General features: G+C 57.5%; 13 protein-coding genes. 7 read left to right on the top strand and 6 right to left on the bottom strand.

The window, feature by feature from the left end; all coding sequences use genetic code 11:
• The first annotated feature begins 93 nt into the window (after positions 1 to 93).
• Positions 94 to 1,710, top strand: a complete 1,617-nt coding sequence (locus tag HFP54_RS15760; RefSeq protein WP_235951871.1) for a tRNA wybutosine-synthesizing protein 4 beta-propeller domain-containing protein — start codon at positions 94 to 96, stop codon at positions 1,708 to 1,710.
• Between the two features lie 167 nt (positions 1,711 to 1,877).
• Here the strand turns inward: HFP54_RS15760 and HFP54_RS15755 are convergent, their stop codons facing one another.
• Positions 1,878 to 2,261 (bottom strand): carboxypeptidase-like regulatory domain-containing protein, encoded by a 384-nt coding sequence (locus HFP54_RS15755; protein WP_168565849.1) that lies wholly within the window; start codon positions 2,259 to 2,261, stop codon positions 1,878 to 1,880.
• A gap of 1,370 nt (positions 2,262 to 3,631) precedes the next feature.
• On the opposite strand from HFP54_RS15755, the gene HFP54_RS15750 reads away from it, so the two are divergent.
• Positions 3,632 to 5,518: a sulfatase-like hydrolase/transferase gene (locus tag HFP54_RS15750; RefSeq protein WP_168565848.1), complete on the top strand. Its 1,887-nt coding sequence runs from the start codon at positions 3,632 to 3,634 to the stop codon at positions 5,516 to 5,518.
• A 168-nt stretch (positions 5,519 to 5,686) separates the two neighbouring features.
• Positions 5,687 to 6,295, top strand: a complete 609-nt coding sequence (locus tag HFP54_RS15745) for a trimeric intracellular cation channel family protein (RefSeq protein ID WP_146413300.1) — start codon at positions 5,687 to 5,689, stop codon at positions 6,293 to 6,295.
• A gap of 3 nt (positions 6,296 to 6,298) precedes the next feature.
• Here HFP54_RS15745 and HFP54_RS15740 read toward each other — a convergent pair whose 3' ends face one another.
• A complete protein-coding gene (locus HFP54_RS15740) occupies positions 6,299 to 7,606 on the bottom strand; it encodes a glycoside hydrolase family 117 protein (protein ID WP_235951869.1) in 1,308 nt (435 codons plus the stop codon).
• A gap of 268 nt (positions 7,607 to 7,874) precedes the next feature.
• Between HFP54_RS15740 and HFP54_RS15735 the strand changes: the two genes are divergently transcribed.
• The 4 genes from HFP54_RS15735 (at position 7,875) to HFP54_RS15720 (ending at position 13,776) form a co-directional block, all read left to right on the top strand.
• Complete coding sequence (locus HFP54_RS15735; protein WP_168565847.1) at positions 7,875 to 9,269, top strand: sulfatase-like hydrolase/transferase; 1,395 nt, start codon at positions 7,875 to 7,877, stop codon at positions 9,267 to 9,269.
• A gap of 63 nt (positions 9,270 to 9,332) precedes the next feature.
• Entirely contained in the window at positions 9,333 to 11,477 is a 2,145-nt protein-coding gene (locus HFP54_RS15730) for a DUF1549 and DUF1553 domain-containing protein (protein WP_168565846.1), read from the top strand.
• A gap of 14 nt (positions 11,478 to 11,491) precedes the next feature.
• Positions 11,492 to 12,820, top strand: a complete 1,329-nt coding sequence (locus tag HFP54_RS15725; RefSeq protein ID WP_168565845.1) for a DUF1501 domain-containing protein — start codon at positions 11,492 to 11,494, stop codon at positions 12,818 to 12,820.
• On the top strand, positions 12,817 to 13,776 hold the full coding sequence (locus HFP54_RS15720) for a WD40 repeat domain-containing protein (RefSeq protein ID WP_168565844.1): 960 nt from the start codon (positions 12,817 to 12,819) through the stop codon (positions 13,774 to 13,776). Before HFP54_RS15725 ends, HFP54_RS15720 begins: the two co-directional genes overlap by 4 nt.
• Positions 13,777 to 13,801: 25 nt before the next feature.
• Here the strand turns inward: HFP54_RS15720 and HFP54_RS15715 are convergent, their stop codons facing one another.
• The 4 genes from HFP54_RS15715 to HFP54_RS15700 form a co-directional block, all read right to left on the bottom strand.
• The gene (locus HFP54_RS15715) at positions 13,802 to 14,716 is read right to left on the bottom strand and encodes an SDR family oxidoreductase (protein ID WP_168565843.1); all 915 of its coding nucleotides are present in this window, start codon (positions 14,714 to 14,716) and stop codon (positions 13,802 to 13,804) included.
• A gap of 100 nt (positions 14,717 to 14,816) precedes the next feature.
• Positions 14,817 to 15,785 (bottom strand): galactofuranose ABC transporter, permease protein YjfF, encoded by a 969-nt coding sequence (gene yjfF / locus HFP54_RS15710; protein ID WP_168565842.1) that lies wholly within the window; start codon positions 15,783 to 15,785, stop codon positions 14,817 to 14,819.
• Positions 15,782 to 16,801 (bottom strand): ABC transporter permease, encoded by a 1,020-nt coding sequence (locus HFP54_RS15705; RefSeq protein WP_168565841.1) that lies wholly within the window; start codon positions 16,799 to 16,801, stop codon positions 15,782 to 15,784. Before HFP54_RS15705 ends, yjfF begins: the two co-directional genes overlap by 4 nt.
• Positions 16,788 to 18,335, bottom strand: coding sequence for a sugar ABC transporter ATP-binding protein (locus tag HFP54_RS15700; protein ID WP_168565840.1), 1,548 nt, complete (start codon positions 18,333 to 18,335; stop codon positions 16,788 to 16,790). The genes HFP54_RS15705 and HFP54_RS15700 overlap by 14 nt, the downstream gene beginning before the upstream one ends.
• Positions 18,336 to 18,347 lie beyond the last annotated feature (12 nt).

Genomic DNA, 18,347 nt, shown 5'->3' with positions numbered 1-18,347 from the left:
ATGCGTCGTATTGTTTCCATCGGCCGGTCTTTCGCCGCCATTGCATTTCTGTCGTCCCTGACAATCACAACGCCATCGATTTGTCACGGTCATATGTCTTGGTTGGCATCCGACGACGAAGGACACGCGGTCTTTTGGTTCGGTGAATCCCCCGCCGACCGGACCTACCATTTGCCCGATGCAATCGCGGGCATCGAACTGAAACTAGACCAAGGCACCGAAGCAAAATCCATCACCACCGCCCCGGTGGATACCGACGACTTGGTCGGTTTGAAAAGCAACGGCACCTTGGGTGAAACGGGCGAAGTATTCGGCAGTGTGACCTACGGCCTTTATCATGGCACGCGGCTGACCTATCACGTCGAACATTTGTTGTCCGGTGACGCAACGCAGTGGCCGACCGCTCCGCGGGCCAATTCACCACTGCAAACCGTGATCGTTTCCGCACCGTCCGGCGGTGTTCTGGTGACCGTTTTGCAAGACGGCAAACCGACCGCCGACGTGGAAGTCAAACTGTACGACGCGGAGGGGACCGAGAACGCATCGGCCACCACCGACAGTGCCGGAATCGCGACGTTCAAAGCGGAATCGCTGTCGTCCGGTTTGAACGCGGTCCTGGTCGGCGTGCAGCAATCCGATGTCGAAGGCGAATTGGACGGCACGGCCTACACCAACACCGCCGACTATCTGACATCGACTTTCATTCACGCGAGCGATGCCGACCATGCGAAAGCGACCCCGGAGCGTCCGACCGTCGACGAATCCAGCAAGGTGAGTATCGATGATTCCGGCTTGGATGCATTGCCCGAAGAACTGACCAGCTTCGGTGCCGCCATCAGTGGATCGAAACTGTTTGTCTACGGCGGACACACTGGCGAAGCCCACTCGTATTCGAACGAAGAACAATCCAACCGCCTGTGGTGCTTGGACTTGGAAAAGGTTGACCAGTCCAAGTGGCAACAAGTCTGCACCGACCATCGTCTGCAAGGTCTAGCCATGGTGCCCTACGACAACGGGGTGATCCGTATCGGCGGATTCACGGCGATGAACGAAAAGGGCGAAGACCGCAATCTGAAATCGCAAACGTATGTCCGTCACTTCGACGCAGATTCCGGCAGTTGGACCGATCTGCCGGCCCTGCCCGAACCACGATCGTCCACCGACGCCGCCATTTTAGGTGACACGATCTATGTGATCGGAGGTTGGAAACTGGACGGCGAAAGCGACAACAGCGTCTGGCACGAAACGGCTTGGAAAATGGACTTAAGCGCCGACCAGCCTGCTTGGCAACCGATCGCTTCGCCCCCGTTCCAGCGTCGCGCGTTGGCGGTGGCCGCGTTCGATGGCAAGATCTACGCAATCGGCGGGATGAAGTCCGTGGGTGGCCCAACGACTCGTACCGATATTTACGATCCGTCATCCGACACATGGACCGAAGGCCCGTCGATGCCGGGAACCGGAATGGCTGGATTCGGCGCGTCCGCCTTCGCCTGTGGCGATCACCTGTATGTCAGCACGATGGACGGATTTTTGCATCGACTGGCAAGCGGCGAAGCCGAATGGACGACCGTCGCCAAGATCGATCCGGCTCGTTTCTTTCATCGCATGTTACCGCTGGACGATCACCGCATGCTGATGATCGGCGGAGCCAACATGGAGATCGGCAAGTTTACCGACATCGCCCTGGTCGACGTCCGCAGCGAAAACTGATGAAGTGCCGCGGCAAAGCTTCAGCGTTTCAAAACCCATTGGACGACCGTTTCGTCGCGTTGATTCAAGATTGCCGTGAAGGCCTTTTGAAATCCCGTCACCGGGTCGCGCACTAGGCACTGTTTATCAATTGGTAACCCGAAGCGTCAGCGAGGGGCCGAAGTTATTCATTCATCAAGAGTCCCTCGCTGACGCGTCGGGTTACCGTTTTCATTGGCTTTCGTGTTGAATTGATAAACAAAGCCTAAGGCGATCACGAAAGCGACATCGGAATGAATGCCATGGATGGCAAACCTTCCCCGTTCATTGGTCGTCACCTTGGGCTGGTAGCCGTCGATACCGGCCAGCGCGACCGACAGATCCGGCCATGGAACCAACACCTCGGCGGCATGATACCCATCGGCGACGACATGAACGCGGGTGGCTATCGGAGAAAGATGGCTGATGGAGACCTTCCCTTTAGCATCGGTTGTGTTTGCCATCCGCACCGTCCCCTTCCAGATCGTTGCACCGGAGATGGGTTGTCCCGATTCGGCATCGAAAACGCTCATTTCCAAAGGCACGTCGGACAAAAGACGCAACTTCTGATTTGATGCGGTCCGATGCCGCCAAGCGATTTGCTTTTGCATGGATTTCAGGCCCTCACCGCCGACGGAAACCTGCAACGCGGCAGGGTTCTGCTCGTTGCGAACCGACTGGCGCAGAAACGCCGTGTACTGGGTGAACGCTGACTTGCGGTCTCGCAAGCCGCTGCAACGCAACTGGCGCAGTTGGCCCCCATCGCGACCGAGCACCCGAATGTCAGCGACGGGCAATCGTGTCGGATCGCCTGGGTAGCCATTGCTGAACCACAGGGATAGATCAGGCGGACGCTGGTCCGAACCGGCGGGCAGAAAACGAGCGGCCGCCTCCCAATTCCCGCCCCGCATCAACAATCGGTTCACTCCCTGAGCGGCAAGGCGCTAGCCGCCGGTTCGATGGCAACGAGTCTATCGTGGCGTTAAGACACCCGCGGCTAGCGACCAGCGGCTCATGAATCCCAACAGCATCCTCCCCATCAGCGGCAAGGCGCTAGCCGCCGGTTCGATAGCAACGAGTCAAACGTGGCGCTATGGAACCCGCGGCTAGCGCCGTGCGGCTCACGAATCCCGACCGCATCCTCCTCTTAGCGGCAAGGCGCTAGCCGCCGGTTCGTTGCCAACCAATCAAAACGCGACGCCCCGACACCCGCGGCTAGCGCCGTGCGGCTCACAAACCCCAATCGCATCCTCCCCTGAGCGGCAAGGCGCTAGCCGCCGGTTCGATGGCAACGAGTCAAACGTGGCGTTAAGACACCCGCGGCTAGCGCCGTGCGGCTCATGAATCCCAACCGCACCCTCCTCTGAGCGGCAAGGCGCTAGCCGCCGGTTCGATGGCAACGAGTCAAACGTGGCGCTCAGGCACCCGCGGCTAGCGACCAGCGGCTCACGAATCCCAACCGCAGCCTCCCCGTCAGCGGCAAGGCGCTAGCCGCCGGTTCGATGGCAACGAGTCAAACGTGGCGTTCAGACATCCGCGGCTAGCGCCGTGCGGCTCACGAATCCCAACAACATCCTCCCCATCAGCGGCAAGGCGCTAGCCGCCGGTTCGATGGCAACGAGTCAAACGTGGCGCTCAGGAACCCGCGGCTAGCGCCGTGCGGCTCACGAACACCAACCGCATCCTCCTCTGAGCGGCAAGGCGCTAGCCGCCGTTTCGATGGCAACGAGTCTATCGTGGCGTTAAGGCACCCGCGGCTAGCGCCGTGCGGCTAACGAATCCCAACAGCATCCTCCCCATCAGCGGCAAGGTCGCCGAGACAGCGCTGGCATGACATCGCTTATGATGTCGCATCACAGCATATGTGGCGAAACATCGTTGAAACGAAAAGCGGAACGCAAACATGAGACTTCTGATCTTCGCTTGTCTAGTCGGACTTGCGGCAGTAAACGGCATCGCGGACCAAGACCGTCCGAACATTCTTTGGCTATCCTGCGAAGACATCAGCCCGCATCTGGGATGTTACGGCGACCCGAACGCCATCACGCCGAATATCGATCAGTTGGCAAAGGAAGGTGTGAGGTACTCCCACGCGTTCACCACCGCGGGTGTGTGTGCGCCGTGTCGCAGCGGGATCATCACCGGCCTGTATCAAACGACCCTTGGCACGCACCACATGCGTTGCACGGCAAAGTTGCCCGACGACATCAAGCCATTCCCGATCTATCTGCGTCAAACGGGTTACTACTGCACCAACAATTCCAAAACGGACTACCAGTTCGACCACCCCAAAGACACGTGGGATGAATCATCCCGCAAAGCCCATTGGCGAAATCGTCCAGAAAAGTCCCAACCGTTCTTTTCCGTCTTCAATTTCACTGGATGTCACGAGTCAGGAATCGCAAGTTCGGAGAAGTACAAGTCCGTGACAGAGGGGTTGGCTCCTTCGGAGCGTCAAGACGCCGACGCGTTGACGCTTCCTCCCTACTATCCCGACACGCCGACCGTTCGCGAAGACTGGAAACGCAACTATGAACTGATCACGGCGATGGATCACTGGGCCGGTGATTTGATCGATCAGTTGAAGGAAGACGGGCTGTACGACAACACGATCATCATGTTTTGGTCGGACCATGGCGTCGGATTGCCTCGGGCCAAACGTTGGCTTTATGACTCCGGAACCCACATCCCACTGGTGATCCGGATTCCGGAGCGGTTTCGTGATTCCGATGAAGAACGGCCTGGAACAACAACCGACCGGCTGGTCAGTTCGATCGACTTTGGCCCCACCGTGCTGCGGCTCGCAGGCATTGAAGTCCCCCCCCATGTCCAAGGTCAAGCGTTTCTTGGCAATGGTGCCGCGTCGCCACGCGATTACGTCTATGGCGGACGCGACCGGATGGATGAAAGGTACGACATCATCCGAACGGTCCGTGACAAAAGGTTCCGTTACATCCGAAATTACGAGCCGCTGAAGACGTACTACCAGTACATGAATACGCCGGAAAAGGGCGCGACGATGCGGGAGCTTCGACGACTTCACGAAGCGGGAGAGTTGCCTGCTGAGGCGGAGGCTTTGTTCGCGCCGACCAAGCCGGTCGAAGAGTTATACGACTGTGTCGCCGACCCCCATCAAGTCAACAATCTGGCGGATGATCCCGCATTTGCTGACCAGCTGAAACGTATGCGTGATGCGCACCTTCGCTGGGTCAAGCAGACTCGGGATATCGGATTGATTCCCGAGCCGATCATTATCGAACGTCGAGAAACGCTGGGCAACGAATACGCGATCCTTCGACAACCCGGGCAGGAATCCACCGTAGCTCGAATCGCCGACACCGCCGTGTTGGCATCATCCGGACCGTCGGCTTTGCCCGATTTGGTCCGTGCAACCGATGATCCCGACAGCGCCGTGCGCTACTGGGCGGCGGTGGGCATCGGCAACATGGCGGATTCGGCAAAGGGTTCCGCCATTGATGGGATGCAAAAGATGTTGCACGACGAATCATCGGCCGTTCGTACTGCCGCGGCACGAGCGCTTTGTCGGATGGGCGCTCCGGAGCAAGCGTTGGGTGTGCTGATCAACGAAATGACGACGGGACAGCAGTGGGAACGCTTGCACGCGGCGATCGTGTTGGACGAGATCGACGAACAGGCTCGACCCGTCATCGATGACATGCGGCAAGGTCTTCAGTACACCCCCGGTTTCAACTCCGAAGGCAAGTATCGCGTTCGCGTGATCAATCGCGCGCTCAACGAACTGGAAGGCACCAACAACACCGTCAAATGATCTGGGCGGGGTGCCGGTTCGGGTCCATCGGTGTGGATTGGTCCGTCGAACGTTCGGTGGCTGTTTTGCCTGTGGAAACGTCGGCCGGATGGAGCCTGAAATGATGGTCCCGCTTGGAACCCGGCTGATCTACAATCCCGGCTTTTTCGGGCAAAGGGTTCCCGGCCGATGGATCAGATCATTGAATTGTTGGCGGTGATCGCCAGTGCCATCTTTGGCGTCTCGCTGGCTCGACGGCACAACATGGACTTCGCCGGCGTGTTCAGCATGGCATTGATCGTCGCGTTTGGCGGTGGATCGCTGCGGGACATTTTTCTGGATCGACACCCGCTGTTCTGGATTGAAAAGCACCACTACCCGGTGATCGTGTTTTTCCTAGCTTTGGTCACATCCGTGGTCCCGCGATTTCCGAAATCGATCGAAAAATGGCTGATCATTCCTGATGCCTTGGGGTTAGGGCTGTTCAGCGTTGCGGGCACCGACGCGGCGTTGGAATCGGGTACGTCGTTTTTTGTTGCCGCATTGATGGGCGCGATCACCGGAACCTTCGGCGGCGTGATGGCAGAGGTGATCTGTAACCAAGTCCCCAGTCTGTTTCGCCCCGCCCCCATGTACGCGACTTGCGCGTTCACCGGTTCGTGGTTTTATGTGTTGTTGCAGCAATGGGAACCGGCGCGCCCCATCGCCGGCCCGGTCGCCATCATCGTGATCGTTGTCTTTCGACTGTTGGCGTTACGCTTTCAGTGGATTTTGCCGCAGACCGAGGCGGACGAGTGAAACCTAGCGTTTTAATTCCGCCCGAGCGTTCGATTCGATGCGTTCACGCTGTTGTTCAGACAGACCAAATTTGAAATTGATTTCCGGGTCGTTGAAGATATCGCTTTCCTTCATTTCGATATCGTGCACGTCCAGGCTGAGATCACAATCGAATCGTGCAAGCATGCTGTGGCTTTTGCCTTCGTCACGTTTGATGTTTCGAAAGTGGCAGAGTCCCCACGTGATTCCGCGTCCGTCTTTGGTATCGGTGAACGCATCGGGAACGTAGGCACCCGGCGCGATCGGCATCAGTCCGGTGATCGCCGCGACTTCGAAATTGACTCCATCGGGCGCGTACTGGATGGTGTTGTGTTCCAGCCCATGTCGGCTGACGAGTGCCGCCAAACCTTCTTTGAATGGAAACAACGATGTTTCGTGGCCCGAGTTGATGACGGGGTTCAGCGGGTGTTTGCGAAACGGACCAAACGGATGATCGGCGATCGCCAAACCCTGGGCACGCACCGGTGGGTCGCCGCCCATTTCACCCTTGTAATAAAGATAGATTTTGCCGTTTCGCACCAAAGGATACGGATCATGGATCACGTATTGATCCCATGATCCCGGCGGTCCGTTGTCGACAACGATTCTGTTGCACGGGGTCCACGGGCCATCGGGTGAATCGGCCACCGATGCGGACACGGGACAGTCGTCGCCGTTGGTCGCACTGCTGGTTCGGCTGCCCGGCATCGCCAAGTACGCTTGATAGTAAAGGTAATACTTGCCTTGCCAAACCAGGATGTCGGGTGTGGAGACGGATCGCCAACCTGGATTGGGTTTCTCGTTTTGCTCGATGGCCACGGCCTGCTCTTGCCAAGTAAAACCGTCGGTGCTGGTCGCATACCAAATCTCCGCTAGGTCCCAGTCGCGTGACGGGATCGTATCGTTGGCTCCGCCGTCATAGTTGGGCGGCGTCGCAGTGTGACGCTTGGTGTACCAGACATAGAACTTGCCATCGTGCTTGATGATCTTGGTTGCATCACGCCGGGAAACGGTCCCGTCGCCGTTGGAATAGTCCAGGCCTTTCAATGGCGTGTACTTGAAACGACTGAACAGTTCGTTGCGTGCGCAGTCCAGTCCTGCATAGGTTCCGTCGTAAACTCGCTGCATCGCGCGGCTCAGCGGAATGTCAGGTTTCTGTTCGGGGACCTCGCCGTAAGGAAAGGCTGGGACAGACTTTGGATCCGTCGGTTCGTCGGAGACGCAGCACATGGCCGACATCAGACCGCCGGTCAGCACGCAGGTGGGGATCAGCAAGCGGAAAATAGTTCGCATCGAGGGGGACCTGAGCGGGGGAACAGTGTGGGGACATTGGGCGGAGTGCCGCCCCGGAGGCGGCCTGGTTGCTGATTGTAAACAATCGCAGGTGCGGTCGTGATGAATCGGGCAATCGGCTGATTCGGTCGCGACGGTCACGGTGGCTTCGCTAAGATGGTGATGGCTTGACGGCGAGCGACTACCCCAATCGCTTGCCCGCTGTCGGGACATCCCTCCCAACTGATCTTGTTCATTCCCACCTGTCTGATCGAAAGGTTCGCCTGCCATGCGATCCGTCATTTTTACCGCTCTGGTCTGTGCAGCTTTGTCACCACTGCGGGCCGACGAACGCCCCAATGTCTTGGTGATTTTGTGTGACGACATCGGTGCCCATGAATTGTCGCTCTATGGTCACCCCAAACATCAAACACCAGTGTTGGATGAACTTGGAAAGACTGGGGTGTGGTTCACAACGGGGTATTCGACACCGATTTGTCATACGACCCGATTCGAAATCATGACCGGTCAGTACGCGCATCATAATGGTGTGTACCATTTTCCCAATCGTCCGGGTGGTCCACCGGCGAACACGGGGCCGGATGATATCGGCAGCCATTTGACGTTTGGCAAGCTGTTTCAACAGGCCGGCTATGCGACCGCCCATGCGGGGAAGTGGCAGTTGTCCGGAGAGCATCCGACGTTGATTCACGAATGCGGCTTTGATGAGTATTGCATGTGGGCCTACACCCACAATCTGCCCGAAGGCGTGACGCACGACGGCGCTTGGGAAGGCAAGCCGGGCGGCAAGACCTGTCGTTATTGGCATCCATCGATCGTTCAAAATGGAAAGTACTTGGATACGGACGACGACAGTTATGGACCGGATATCTATTCCGATTTCATTTTGGATTTTGTTCAGCGACATCCCGAAGATCCATTCTTTGTCTACTATCCGATGGCTTTGACGCACGGCCAGTTTTTTACGACACCGGACACCACCGAAACGATCAAGGATCGCTTTCAACATAGTCCGCGAAAGAACTGGCAGGCCAATGTGCAATACACCGACAAGATCATCGGCAAACTGATCGATGGCTTGGAATCCATGGGACGCCGAGAAAACACCTTGGTCATTTTCGTTGGCGACAATGGCTCCAGCGGCAATGGAAAAGCCAAAACGACCGAGATGGGCTGTCGCGTGCCCTTCATCGTCAACAGCCCCAACCTGGTGAAACCTTCGGGCGAGTGCAGAGAATTGGTGGACCTGTCGGACATTGTACCGACGATCTGTGAGGTTGCTTCGATCGAACTGCCTGAAGATCACATCATCGACGGCGTTTCATTTGCGCCGTACTTGCAAGGTGACATGACGCCGTTGCGCGATTGGATTTATGCTCCGCTGGGTGGAAAACGCGTGGTGCGAACGAAACGATATCTGTTGGAAAACAATTCACCCACCAACTTTGGTCAACTGTACGACTGTGGTGAATCCCGCGATGGCAGCGGCTACGTTGATATCACCGAGGACGAATCCGCCGAGGCGAAGCAGGCTCGCCAAATGATGCTTGAAATTCTGGCGGACAAACCGGTTCCCAACGTGGCGCAAAAGAAACCGGCCGCCGCGAAGAAGAAAGGGAAGAAGGCAAAGTCCACGTCCAGTGTCAAAGCGGCCGCCAAGTGAATGCTGCGAGGTCGTGTTTCGATGGGGCCAGTGTAGAAGGATGCTTTCGCGGGTGAACCATTGATGAATTGTTGGATCCGATCGGCATTGGCATTGGGCATGATGATCACGATTGATGCGCGTTTGTGCGCGGACGATCGAATCGACTTTCGCGCCGACGTGCTGCCGATTTTGACCAAACACGGTTGTAACGCGGGCGCCTGTCATGGGGCCGCTTTGGGGCGGGGCAATTTCAAACTGTCATTGTTCGGCAGTCGACCTGCCGACGACTACGATGCGATCGTGCGGCAAGTCGGCGGGCGTCGGGTCAACGGCGTCCGTCCAGAGAACAGTTTGTTGCTGCTGAAACCGACCGGGCAACTGGCCCACGGAGGCGAACAACGGTTCGACATCGATAGCGACGCGGCGCGAACGATCACGCGATGGATCGCGGCAGGAGCCCGATTCGAAAGCGATCGACGCTTGGTCGACCTTTCCATTCATCCGCAACAGGTCACCGTCGATGCGGTCGGCCAATCGGTTTCGTTGAAGGCAATCGCCAAGTTTAGTGACGGGATGACCCGAGACGTCACCGCGAACACCATCTTGGCACCGGATGATCCCGCCGCATTGTCGGTCCAGGAGGACGTTGGATCAGTCCAAGTGTTGCGGCCGGGCAGCCATGTTTTAGTTGCTCGCTTCATCAATCGCGTCCAGCCGATTCAGATTCGTGCACCAATCGGCGATGCGGCTTTGGAAGTCGAATCGGATGACCGGGAGAATGAAGCGATTGGAATGATCGATCGCAGCGTCAATCGAATACTGTCGGATCTGCGGTTGCCGGCGTCGCCGAAAACCGACGACGAAGCATTCTTGAGAAGAGTCACGTTGGATTTGACGGGACGCTTACCGACGCTTGATCAACGACGTTCGTTTCTGGAAGACCACCGCGACGACAAACGTGAACAGTGGATCGATCACCTGTTGGGATCCGAAGCGTTCAGCCGTTACTGGACGTCCCAGCTAGCGGAGTGGTTTCGCGTACGCAGTCAGAACAACGACCAGAAAGCGACGGAAGCATATCGCGATTGGCTATATCGATCGATTCAGGATCGAGTGAGTTTCGACGATTTGGTCCAGCAAATGCTGACGGCCAGCGGCGACACGCATCAAGTCGGGCCGGCAAACTTCTATCGGATCGCACCAGGTGGACGACCCACGGCAGAATTAGTTAGCGAAGTTTTCATGGGTTCGCGAATGCGATGTGCGAATTGCCACGATCATCCGCTGGACCGCTGGACACAGGATGATTACCACGGCTTGGCGGCAATTTTTGCGACCGTCCAATCGGGTCCCGTCGTTCGTTTGGATTCCGCCGCCACAATCACGCATCCGGTGACGCTACAGCCGGCCATTCCGCGAATTCCGGGCGGACGCCAGCTGGCAACCAACCAGCCCATGGTGCAGACGTTTTCGCGGTGGCTGGTCGACGACGACAATCCGTATTTTGCCAAGGCGGCCGTCAATCGCATGTGGAAACACATGATGGGGCGTGGACTGGTCGATGCCGTCGATGATTTCCGCCAAACGAATCCCGCCAGCCATCCGGAATTGTTGCAACACTTGGCGGATGATTTTGTGGCCAACGGATACCAAATTCGCAAGACGCTGCGTTTGATCGCCAACAGTGATGCGTATCAACGCGACAGTGTGGCGAATTCTCAAAACCAGCACGACGACCGTTTTTATTCCCACGCACTGCGTCGGCCGTTGTCGCCGTCCGTGCTGGCCGATGCCATCAGCGATGTCATTGGCATTGCCGACGACTATTCGGCTTGGGGCGATATCGATCGGGCGATTGATTTGGTCGACGGGGCGGTGCAAATTCCATCTTTGGAGGTTTTGGGGCGATGCGATCCGAAAGCGATTTGCATGGCCGATGATACGGCGTCGACCGGCATGTCAACGATGCTGCACCTGTTCAACGGTGAATTGCTGAACGACCGAATCGATGCAACACGTGGGCGGTTAAGGTCTTGTCGTGATGCCAACATGACCGCGATGCAGACCGTCGAACAGATTTATGCGGCCGCGTTATGTCGAGATCCGACGGAAAATGAAAAGGCGTTCTGGGTGGATCACTTGGAAATGGCCGATGACCCGGCGGATTTCCTGGAAGATGTGATGTGGGCGATGGTGTCCAGTCGCGAATTCGCAACCAATCATTAGCGAGCCAGATGTCGATGAATTCGTCTTTGCGTTGCGACGGTGTCAGTCGCCGAAACATCATCCGCGTGGGAGGCTTGACCGCTTTTGGTCTCGGCATCGGTGGATTCCATCACTGTCGACGCGCCAACGCCGATCATCAACCGGTTGCGAAAGCCAAATCCTGCATCCTGGTTTGGCTGGATGGCGGACCGAGCCACTTGGAGTCTTTTGACGTCAAACCGGATGCGGCGGAAGAGGTGCGTGGGCCTTTGGGTTCAATCCCAACGTCAATTTCTGGCGTTCGAATCGGCGAATGCTTGCCGCGATTGGCCGGCTTGCTTCACAAGATGACGATCGTTCGTTCGATGACGTCGCCGCTGGGCGAACACAACTTTGGCACGCACTACATGATGACGGGCTATCGTCCGTCGCCGGCCTTGGACTATCCCGCGTTCGGGTCCACTTTGTCGATGCATCGCCCGGCGTCCGGTGTGCTGCCGCCGAATGTGGCGGTTCCTCAGTTCACCGGCAATATCCAGGATCACGGTTTCTTGCCGACCGAAACCGCAGCCTTTGAAGTCGGCGGCAAGCCCGACCAAGCTGATTTTCGGGTCAAAGATTTGGACTTCTATCGCGGTTTGGATCTTCAACGATTGGATCGTCGACGCCAGTTCGTTGACGCGATTGATCAGTTCAGTCGCGTGGCGGATGCAGGCGGTTTGAAACCGAACGAAGATTTGCGGCGTGCCTATGATTTGATTGCGTCCGCCGACGCCAAGGCCGCCTTTGACATTCACAGGGAACCAGACGCTGTACGAAAACGGTATGGTCGGGTTGGCGGCAACGGAGTGGGGCAAAGTTGTTTGCTGGCGCGGCGTTTGGTCGAACGAGGCGTTCCTTTTGTGACGGTGAACAGTCCGGGTTGGGATACGCACCAAGACATCGTGAATTTGAAACAGCGATTTCCCAACGACCAGAACGCTCACCTACCGGCATTGGATCGTGCGGTTTCTGCATTGGTGGAAGATTTGGACCAGCGTGGACGGCTGGACGACACGCTGGTCATCGTGATGGGAGAGTTCGGTCGGACGCCGAAGATCAACACTCGCGGTGGTCGCGACCACTGGCCCAACTGCTTCAGCGTCTTGTTGGCCGGCGGCGGGATCATGGCAGGCAATGTTTATGGGGCCAGCGACGCACAGGGGGAATTGCCCGCCGATCAACCGGTGACACCCGCGGATTTGGCCGCCACGGTCTATACCCTGTTGGGCATTGATCCCGCCGGTGTGCTGAAGACGTCTGACGGTCGACCGGTACGAATCACGCCGGACGGTTCACAGGCGATCCGCGGAATCATGGCATGAACGCGTGGCGAACTTTGATTCTGGTTGCGTCCTTATCGGGATCGATGCTGTCGATGACCGGGACCGCTGCCGATAATCCGCCAATCACCGATGTCGCCTTTTCACCGGATGGGCGGTTCTTGGTCTGCGTCGGTCAAATGGGAATCGTTTCACGGCGCTGGCCCGATTTAGAAACCGTCGCGGAAATCCAAGTCCCGCTGGACAACCTGCACTGCGTCGCCTTTTCGCCGAATGGCGACCATTTGGCGGTTGGTGGCGGCAATCCCGCCGACTTTGGCGCGGTCGTGACGTTGAGGTGGTCTGACGGCTTACTCGAAGAAACCTTCGTTCATCAGTATCGGCAATTCGATGACAGCGTCGTCGATGTGCAATGGACCAGCAATGAATCTTGGCTGGCGGCGTCGATCGACCGAACGGTTCGGCATGTCGATTTGAATCAGTCCGACGTAACGGTGATGCAGGGACATTCTCGCGCCGTAACCGCCGTCGAGGCATTCGCCCAGTCGCAGTGGATTCTTAGCGGCGGTGACGATCAGCGATTGCGGTTGTGGGATTCCACAGATTTCAGAACGGTACGCACGTTGAAGCAGCATACCGGATCGATCGTCGATATTTCTACGGCGCCTTCGAACGACGGTTTGCCCGTTGTCGCGTCCGCATCCGAAGACCGAACGATACGGCTTTGGCAGCCGACCATCGGACGGCTGATTCGTTTCTGCCGATTGCCACAACAGCCGCTGAAGATCGCCTGGTCCCCCGATAGCCGGACGATTCTGGCCGCATGTCGTGACGGCAATGTGCGATGGATCGATGTTCCTTCAGTCCAAGTGGTCCATACCCGTCAGGCGATCGACGGTTGGGCGTACGCCATAGCGATCCATCCCAGTGAACCGTCATTCGTCGTGGCGGGTTCGGGAGGACAGATCCGACCATTGCCTCTGAATCACACAAATTGATCGCCGCAGGCTGGTCGGCACACGATCACGCCGGTGACCGCCCCCCGGTGCAGCCGAAAACTTCGCCGGTCACATAGCTGGCGTCCATACTGGCCAACCAGACATACAGCGGTGCCAATTCGATCGGCTGGGCGGGTCGCCCGAAGACCGTGTTGTCGCCGAAGTTTTTAATTTTGTCTTCCGGCATGGATCCAGGAATCAGTGGCGTCCAGACGGGCCCCGGCGCGACCGCGTTGACACGGACGCCACGGTCAATCGACAGTTTTGCGAGTGCCTTGGTCATCCCAATCAACGCCGATTTCGTTGTCGAATATGGCAACAGATACGGCGACGGATCGTAGCCCTGGATGGACACCGTGTTGATAATGCTGCCGCCCGCCGGAACTTGTTCGACGGCGAACTTGGACAACCAGAACGGCGCGTACACGTTCGTCTTCATGATGCGATCGAAAACTTCCGTGGAAAAGTCTTCGATGTTATCTTCGGTGACTTGAAAGGCGGCGTTGTTGACCAAGACGTCCAAGGATCCATGATGATCGACGTGCTGCTGGACCAAGTCTTTGCAGAACGCCTCGTTCCGCAGATCGCCCTTGATTGCCACGGCTTTGACACCGGCGGATTCCACCAGCACTCGAGCCTCTTCCGCATCGCCGTCTTCGGACAAATAGTTCAGCGTCACGTTCGCGCCTTCCCTCGCATAGCACAATGCAATTGCGCGACCGATTCCGCTGTCGGCACCAGTGACCAGTGCGTTTAGTCCTTTCAGCTTTCCGCTGCCGCGATAGTGTTCTTCGCCGTGATCCGCATCGGGAACCATGTCCGTTTCGCTACCGGGCATGGAAGTGGTCGACTGATGTTCAAAAGGCGGTCGCGCGTATAGGTCGCGGGGGTCTTTGAGTTCAACGTCAGGATAGGTGGTGATTTCTTGAACGGTATCCATCGCGGTTCTCCGGTGACTGGCTGGTCGATTCATCGCGTTTGCGACGGTTCGGTGGTACAGCACAGAAACCGGTGCATCTGGTGTGCCAGAGCAGCGGCGGTCAACGTGCGCGGCTGAGCCAACGCTGAAGAATGATAAAACCCATCAGGAGAACGCCGATGGAGATTCGGGCCAAGGAAGCCGGCAGATTGGCGAAATAGGTGATCTGATAGATCGTCGAATAGATCAACACGCCCAACAACGTACCCGGCACGAAACCGATTCCACCGGTCAATAAAGTGCCACCGATGACGACCACGGCGATCGCGTCTAATTCCAGTGACATGGCGTTGGCGGGGTTGCCAGAATCCATGTAAAGCGTCATCACGATTCCGGCCAGCGAAGCGCAAAACCCGCTAAACGTATAAACACCGATCTTGGTTCTGGCGACGGGCAAACCCATCAAAACGGCCGACGATTCGCTGCCGCCGGTGGCATACAAGTTTCGCCCGAATCGGGTGAAGTGGGCGATCAACACCGTCACCAGAAACATGCCCAGGAAGACCAGGGCACCGAAGCTTAATTCTGCGCCGCCGCCGATCGGCAACGTGATGTCGTTCAGTCGGTCATACATCGGATGGTTGATTTGGACCGATTGCTTCTTGATGGCAAAGGCCATCCCGCGGGCAAAGAACAGCCCGGCCAAGGTCACCAGGAATGCCGGCAATCGGAAAACCTGAATCAACATTCCCATCGCGCCACCAAAAGCAGTGCCGATGCCGAGGGCCGCGATCCATGCGGCGACCGGTGACCAGCGTCCGTCGCTGATCAGGGTGGCAACCAGAATGGTCGTGAACCCGATCATTGATCCTACCGACAAATCGATACCGCCGGACAATATGACCAGAGTCATTCCCAGTGCGGCGATCCCCAGAAACGCATTCTCCGACACCAAGTCGGCCATGACATAACTGGACGCGAATCCATCGAAGCTTGCCGATGCACCGCCCAGCAATAAAACGAGCACAAGCGCGGTCGTCAGCAGCGGAACGACCTTTGGCGATAACCGCAGCAATCCGGTGACTTTCATGCCTCCGCCCTCCGGAAAACCATGCGGCGAAAGACGTCGGACTGCAAAAGACACACAAACAAAATCACGGCCGCTTTGGGGACCGGGGCAACATCCGGCGCGACCCCGAAGGTGTACATCGTCGTCAACAGCGTTTGCAACAAGATCGCGCCGATCAACGATCCGGTCAACGAAAACCGACCGCCCGACAACGCGGTTCCGCCAACGACGACGGCAAAGATCGCGTCCAGTTCGGTGAACACGCCCGCATTGACCGTGTCCGCCGCATTGATATTGGATGCATCGATCAGTCCGGCGATCCCCGCACACAACCCCGAAAACATGTACACGGCGATCTTCACCCCGTGCGCGTGGATGCCGACGGCTCGGCTGGCATTCGGGTTGGCACCAACCGCTTCGATAAACAATCCCACCGCGGTTCGGCGAACGATCAACAGCGTGGCCACGAACAACAGAACGAACAACGTGACGGTGAACGGCAGCCCCAGAAAGTGTCCGTTGCCGATGAAATCAAAGGCGGGACTGAATTGATCGTCCACCAACGCGATGACCTTTTCGCCAGTGATGTAACGCGCGATCCCGCGACCGGACACCATCAAGATCAACGTGGCAACGATGGGTTGGATGCCGACGATGGACACCAGCACCCCGTTGATTGCGCCGGCGATCAGTGACGCGGATAATGCGGCCACAATGACAACCGGAAAAGGCAGTGATGTTTCCGTCAACAGCAACGCAGCAACGGCACCGGAGATTGCCATGATGGATCCGACCGATAGGTCGACGCCGCCGGTTGCAATGACTAGCGTCATTCCGATGGCCAAAATGATTCCGATCGACCCACGATTCAGCACATCCACCAGGCTGCCGTACAGATGTCCGTCACGTACCTGGATGTCAAAGAACGATGGTGAACTGAACGCGTTGAAGATCAACAAGGCCGCCAATGCGATCAGCGGCCAAAAAATCGTGTTGTCGACGAAACGTCGGTACCAAGGCGGATCATGCGTCGTCATGATGTGCGATCCGTTGCATGATGTTGGATTCGTTCAAATCATCGCCGGCCAGCATGTCGATCAACCGGCGGTCACGCATGACGGCCACCTCCTGGCACGTTCGCACGACTTCATCCAATTCGGATGAAACAAAGACGACGGACATTCCGTCACGACGTAACGATTCGACCAACGATTCGATCTCCGCTTTGGCACCGACATCGATGCCCCGTGTGGGTTCGTCCAGCAGGATCAACTTGGGCTGCATCGCCAGCCATCGCGCCAGCAGCACCTTTTGTTGATTGCCACCGGAAAGGTTCCCCACGGGAGTTTCGGGGGAAGGCGTTTTGATGCCCAGACGTTCGATGTAGTGTTCGGCCAACGCGTTCTGTTTGGCTGACGATAGTGTCCGCCACGCACCAGCGCGGGCCTGCAAGGCGACAACGATGTTTTGGCGGACGGACAAGTCCAGGAACACACCGTCACGCTTTCGGTCCTCTGGACAAAACGCCAAGCCGCGACGAATCATTTGACGTGGCGATGGGTGGTCCACCGTTTCGCCATCGATCGACAACGTGCCTTCGCCGGCACGATCCAGTCCGAATAGCAATCGGATCACCTCAGTTCGCCCGGATCCCAACAGCCCCGCCAGACCGGTCACGCGACCGGGATACAGTTTCAGATCAAAGGGTTGGACCGTGTTCTGTCCCGCTAGGCCGTTGGCCGATAGCAATGGCGTGTCGGCACCCGCGGACGTATCCGACTGGGCATCAACCGGTCGCGACCCCGGCATTTGCGTATTGGCGACTTCATCGGGGTCACGGCCCAGCATCTTGGCGACCAATTCCAGTCGCGGTAATTCACTGGTCGGATACGTTCCGACGTGTCGACCGTTTCGCAGCACGGTGATGCGGTCGGCCAGGCGATAGACCTGGTCCAGAAAATGAGTGACGAAAATGATCGCGATGCCTTCGTCCTTCAAACGCTGCAAGACCACGAACAACTCGTCGACCTCGCGTTCGTCCAAGCTGGATGTCGGTTCGTCCAGGATCAACAACTTCGCCTGAACATCGACCGCACGAGCCAGGGCGACCAATTGTTGGACGGCAAGGGAACAGTCCGCCAATTCCCGCTGAATCTTGACGTCCAGTCCGATGCGGCGAACGGCTTCGGTCGCGCGGTGGCGAATCTGTTTCCACGACAGCAATCCGAAGCGCTTGGGTTGGCGGCCGAGCATGATGTTTTCGGCGACGCTGAGGTGCGGGATCAGGTTCACCTCCTGGTAAACCGTGCTGATCCCCAACCTTTCGGCGTCCGATGGGCTGCGCGGTGCGATGGTTTGCCCGTCGAACCAGATTTGTCCTGAATCTCGGCTGTGAACACCAGTCAAGACTTTGATTAGTGTCGATTTGCCCGCACCATTTTCGCCCATCAAGGCATGGATCTCGCCGGGACGAATGGTTAGATCGACTTCATCAAGCGCGCGAACACCTGGGAACGTTTTACTGATCCCTTCGATTCGCAACAGCTCGTTGGTTGTCGGCTGATCAGGCATCGTGTCGGATCG

Source organism: Crateriforma spongiae (assembly GCF_012290005.1).
In the GTDB taxonomy this organism is placed as follows: domain Bacteria; phylum Planctomycetota; class Planctomycetia; order Pirellulales; family Pirellulaceae; genus Crateriforma; species Crateriforma spongiae.
Note: the sequence above shows the minus strand (reverse complement) of the source record. Positions and strands in the feature narration are given on the sequence as shown.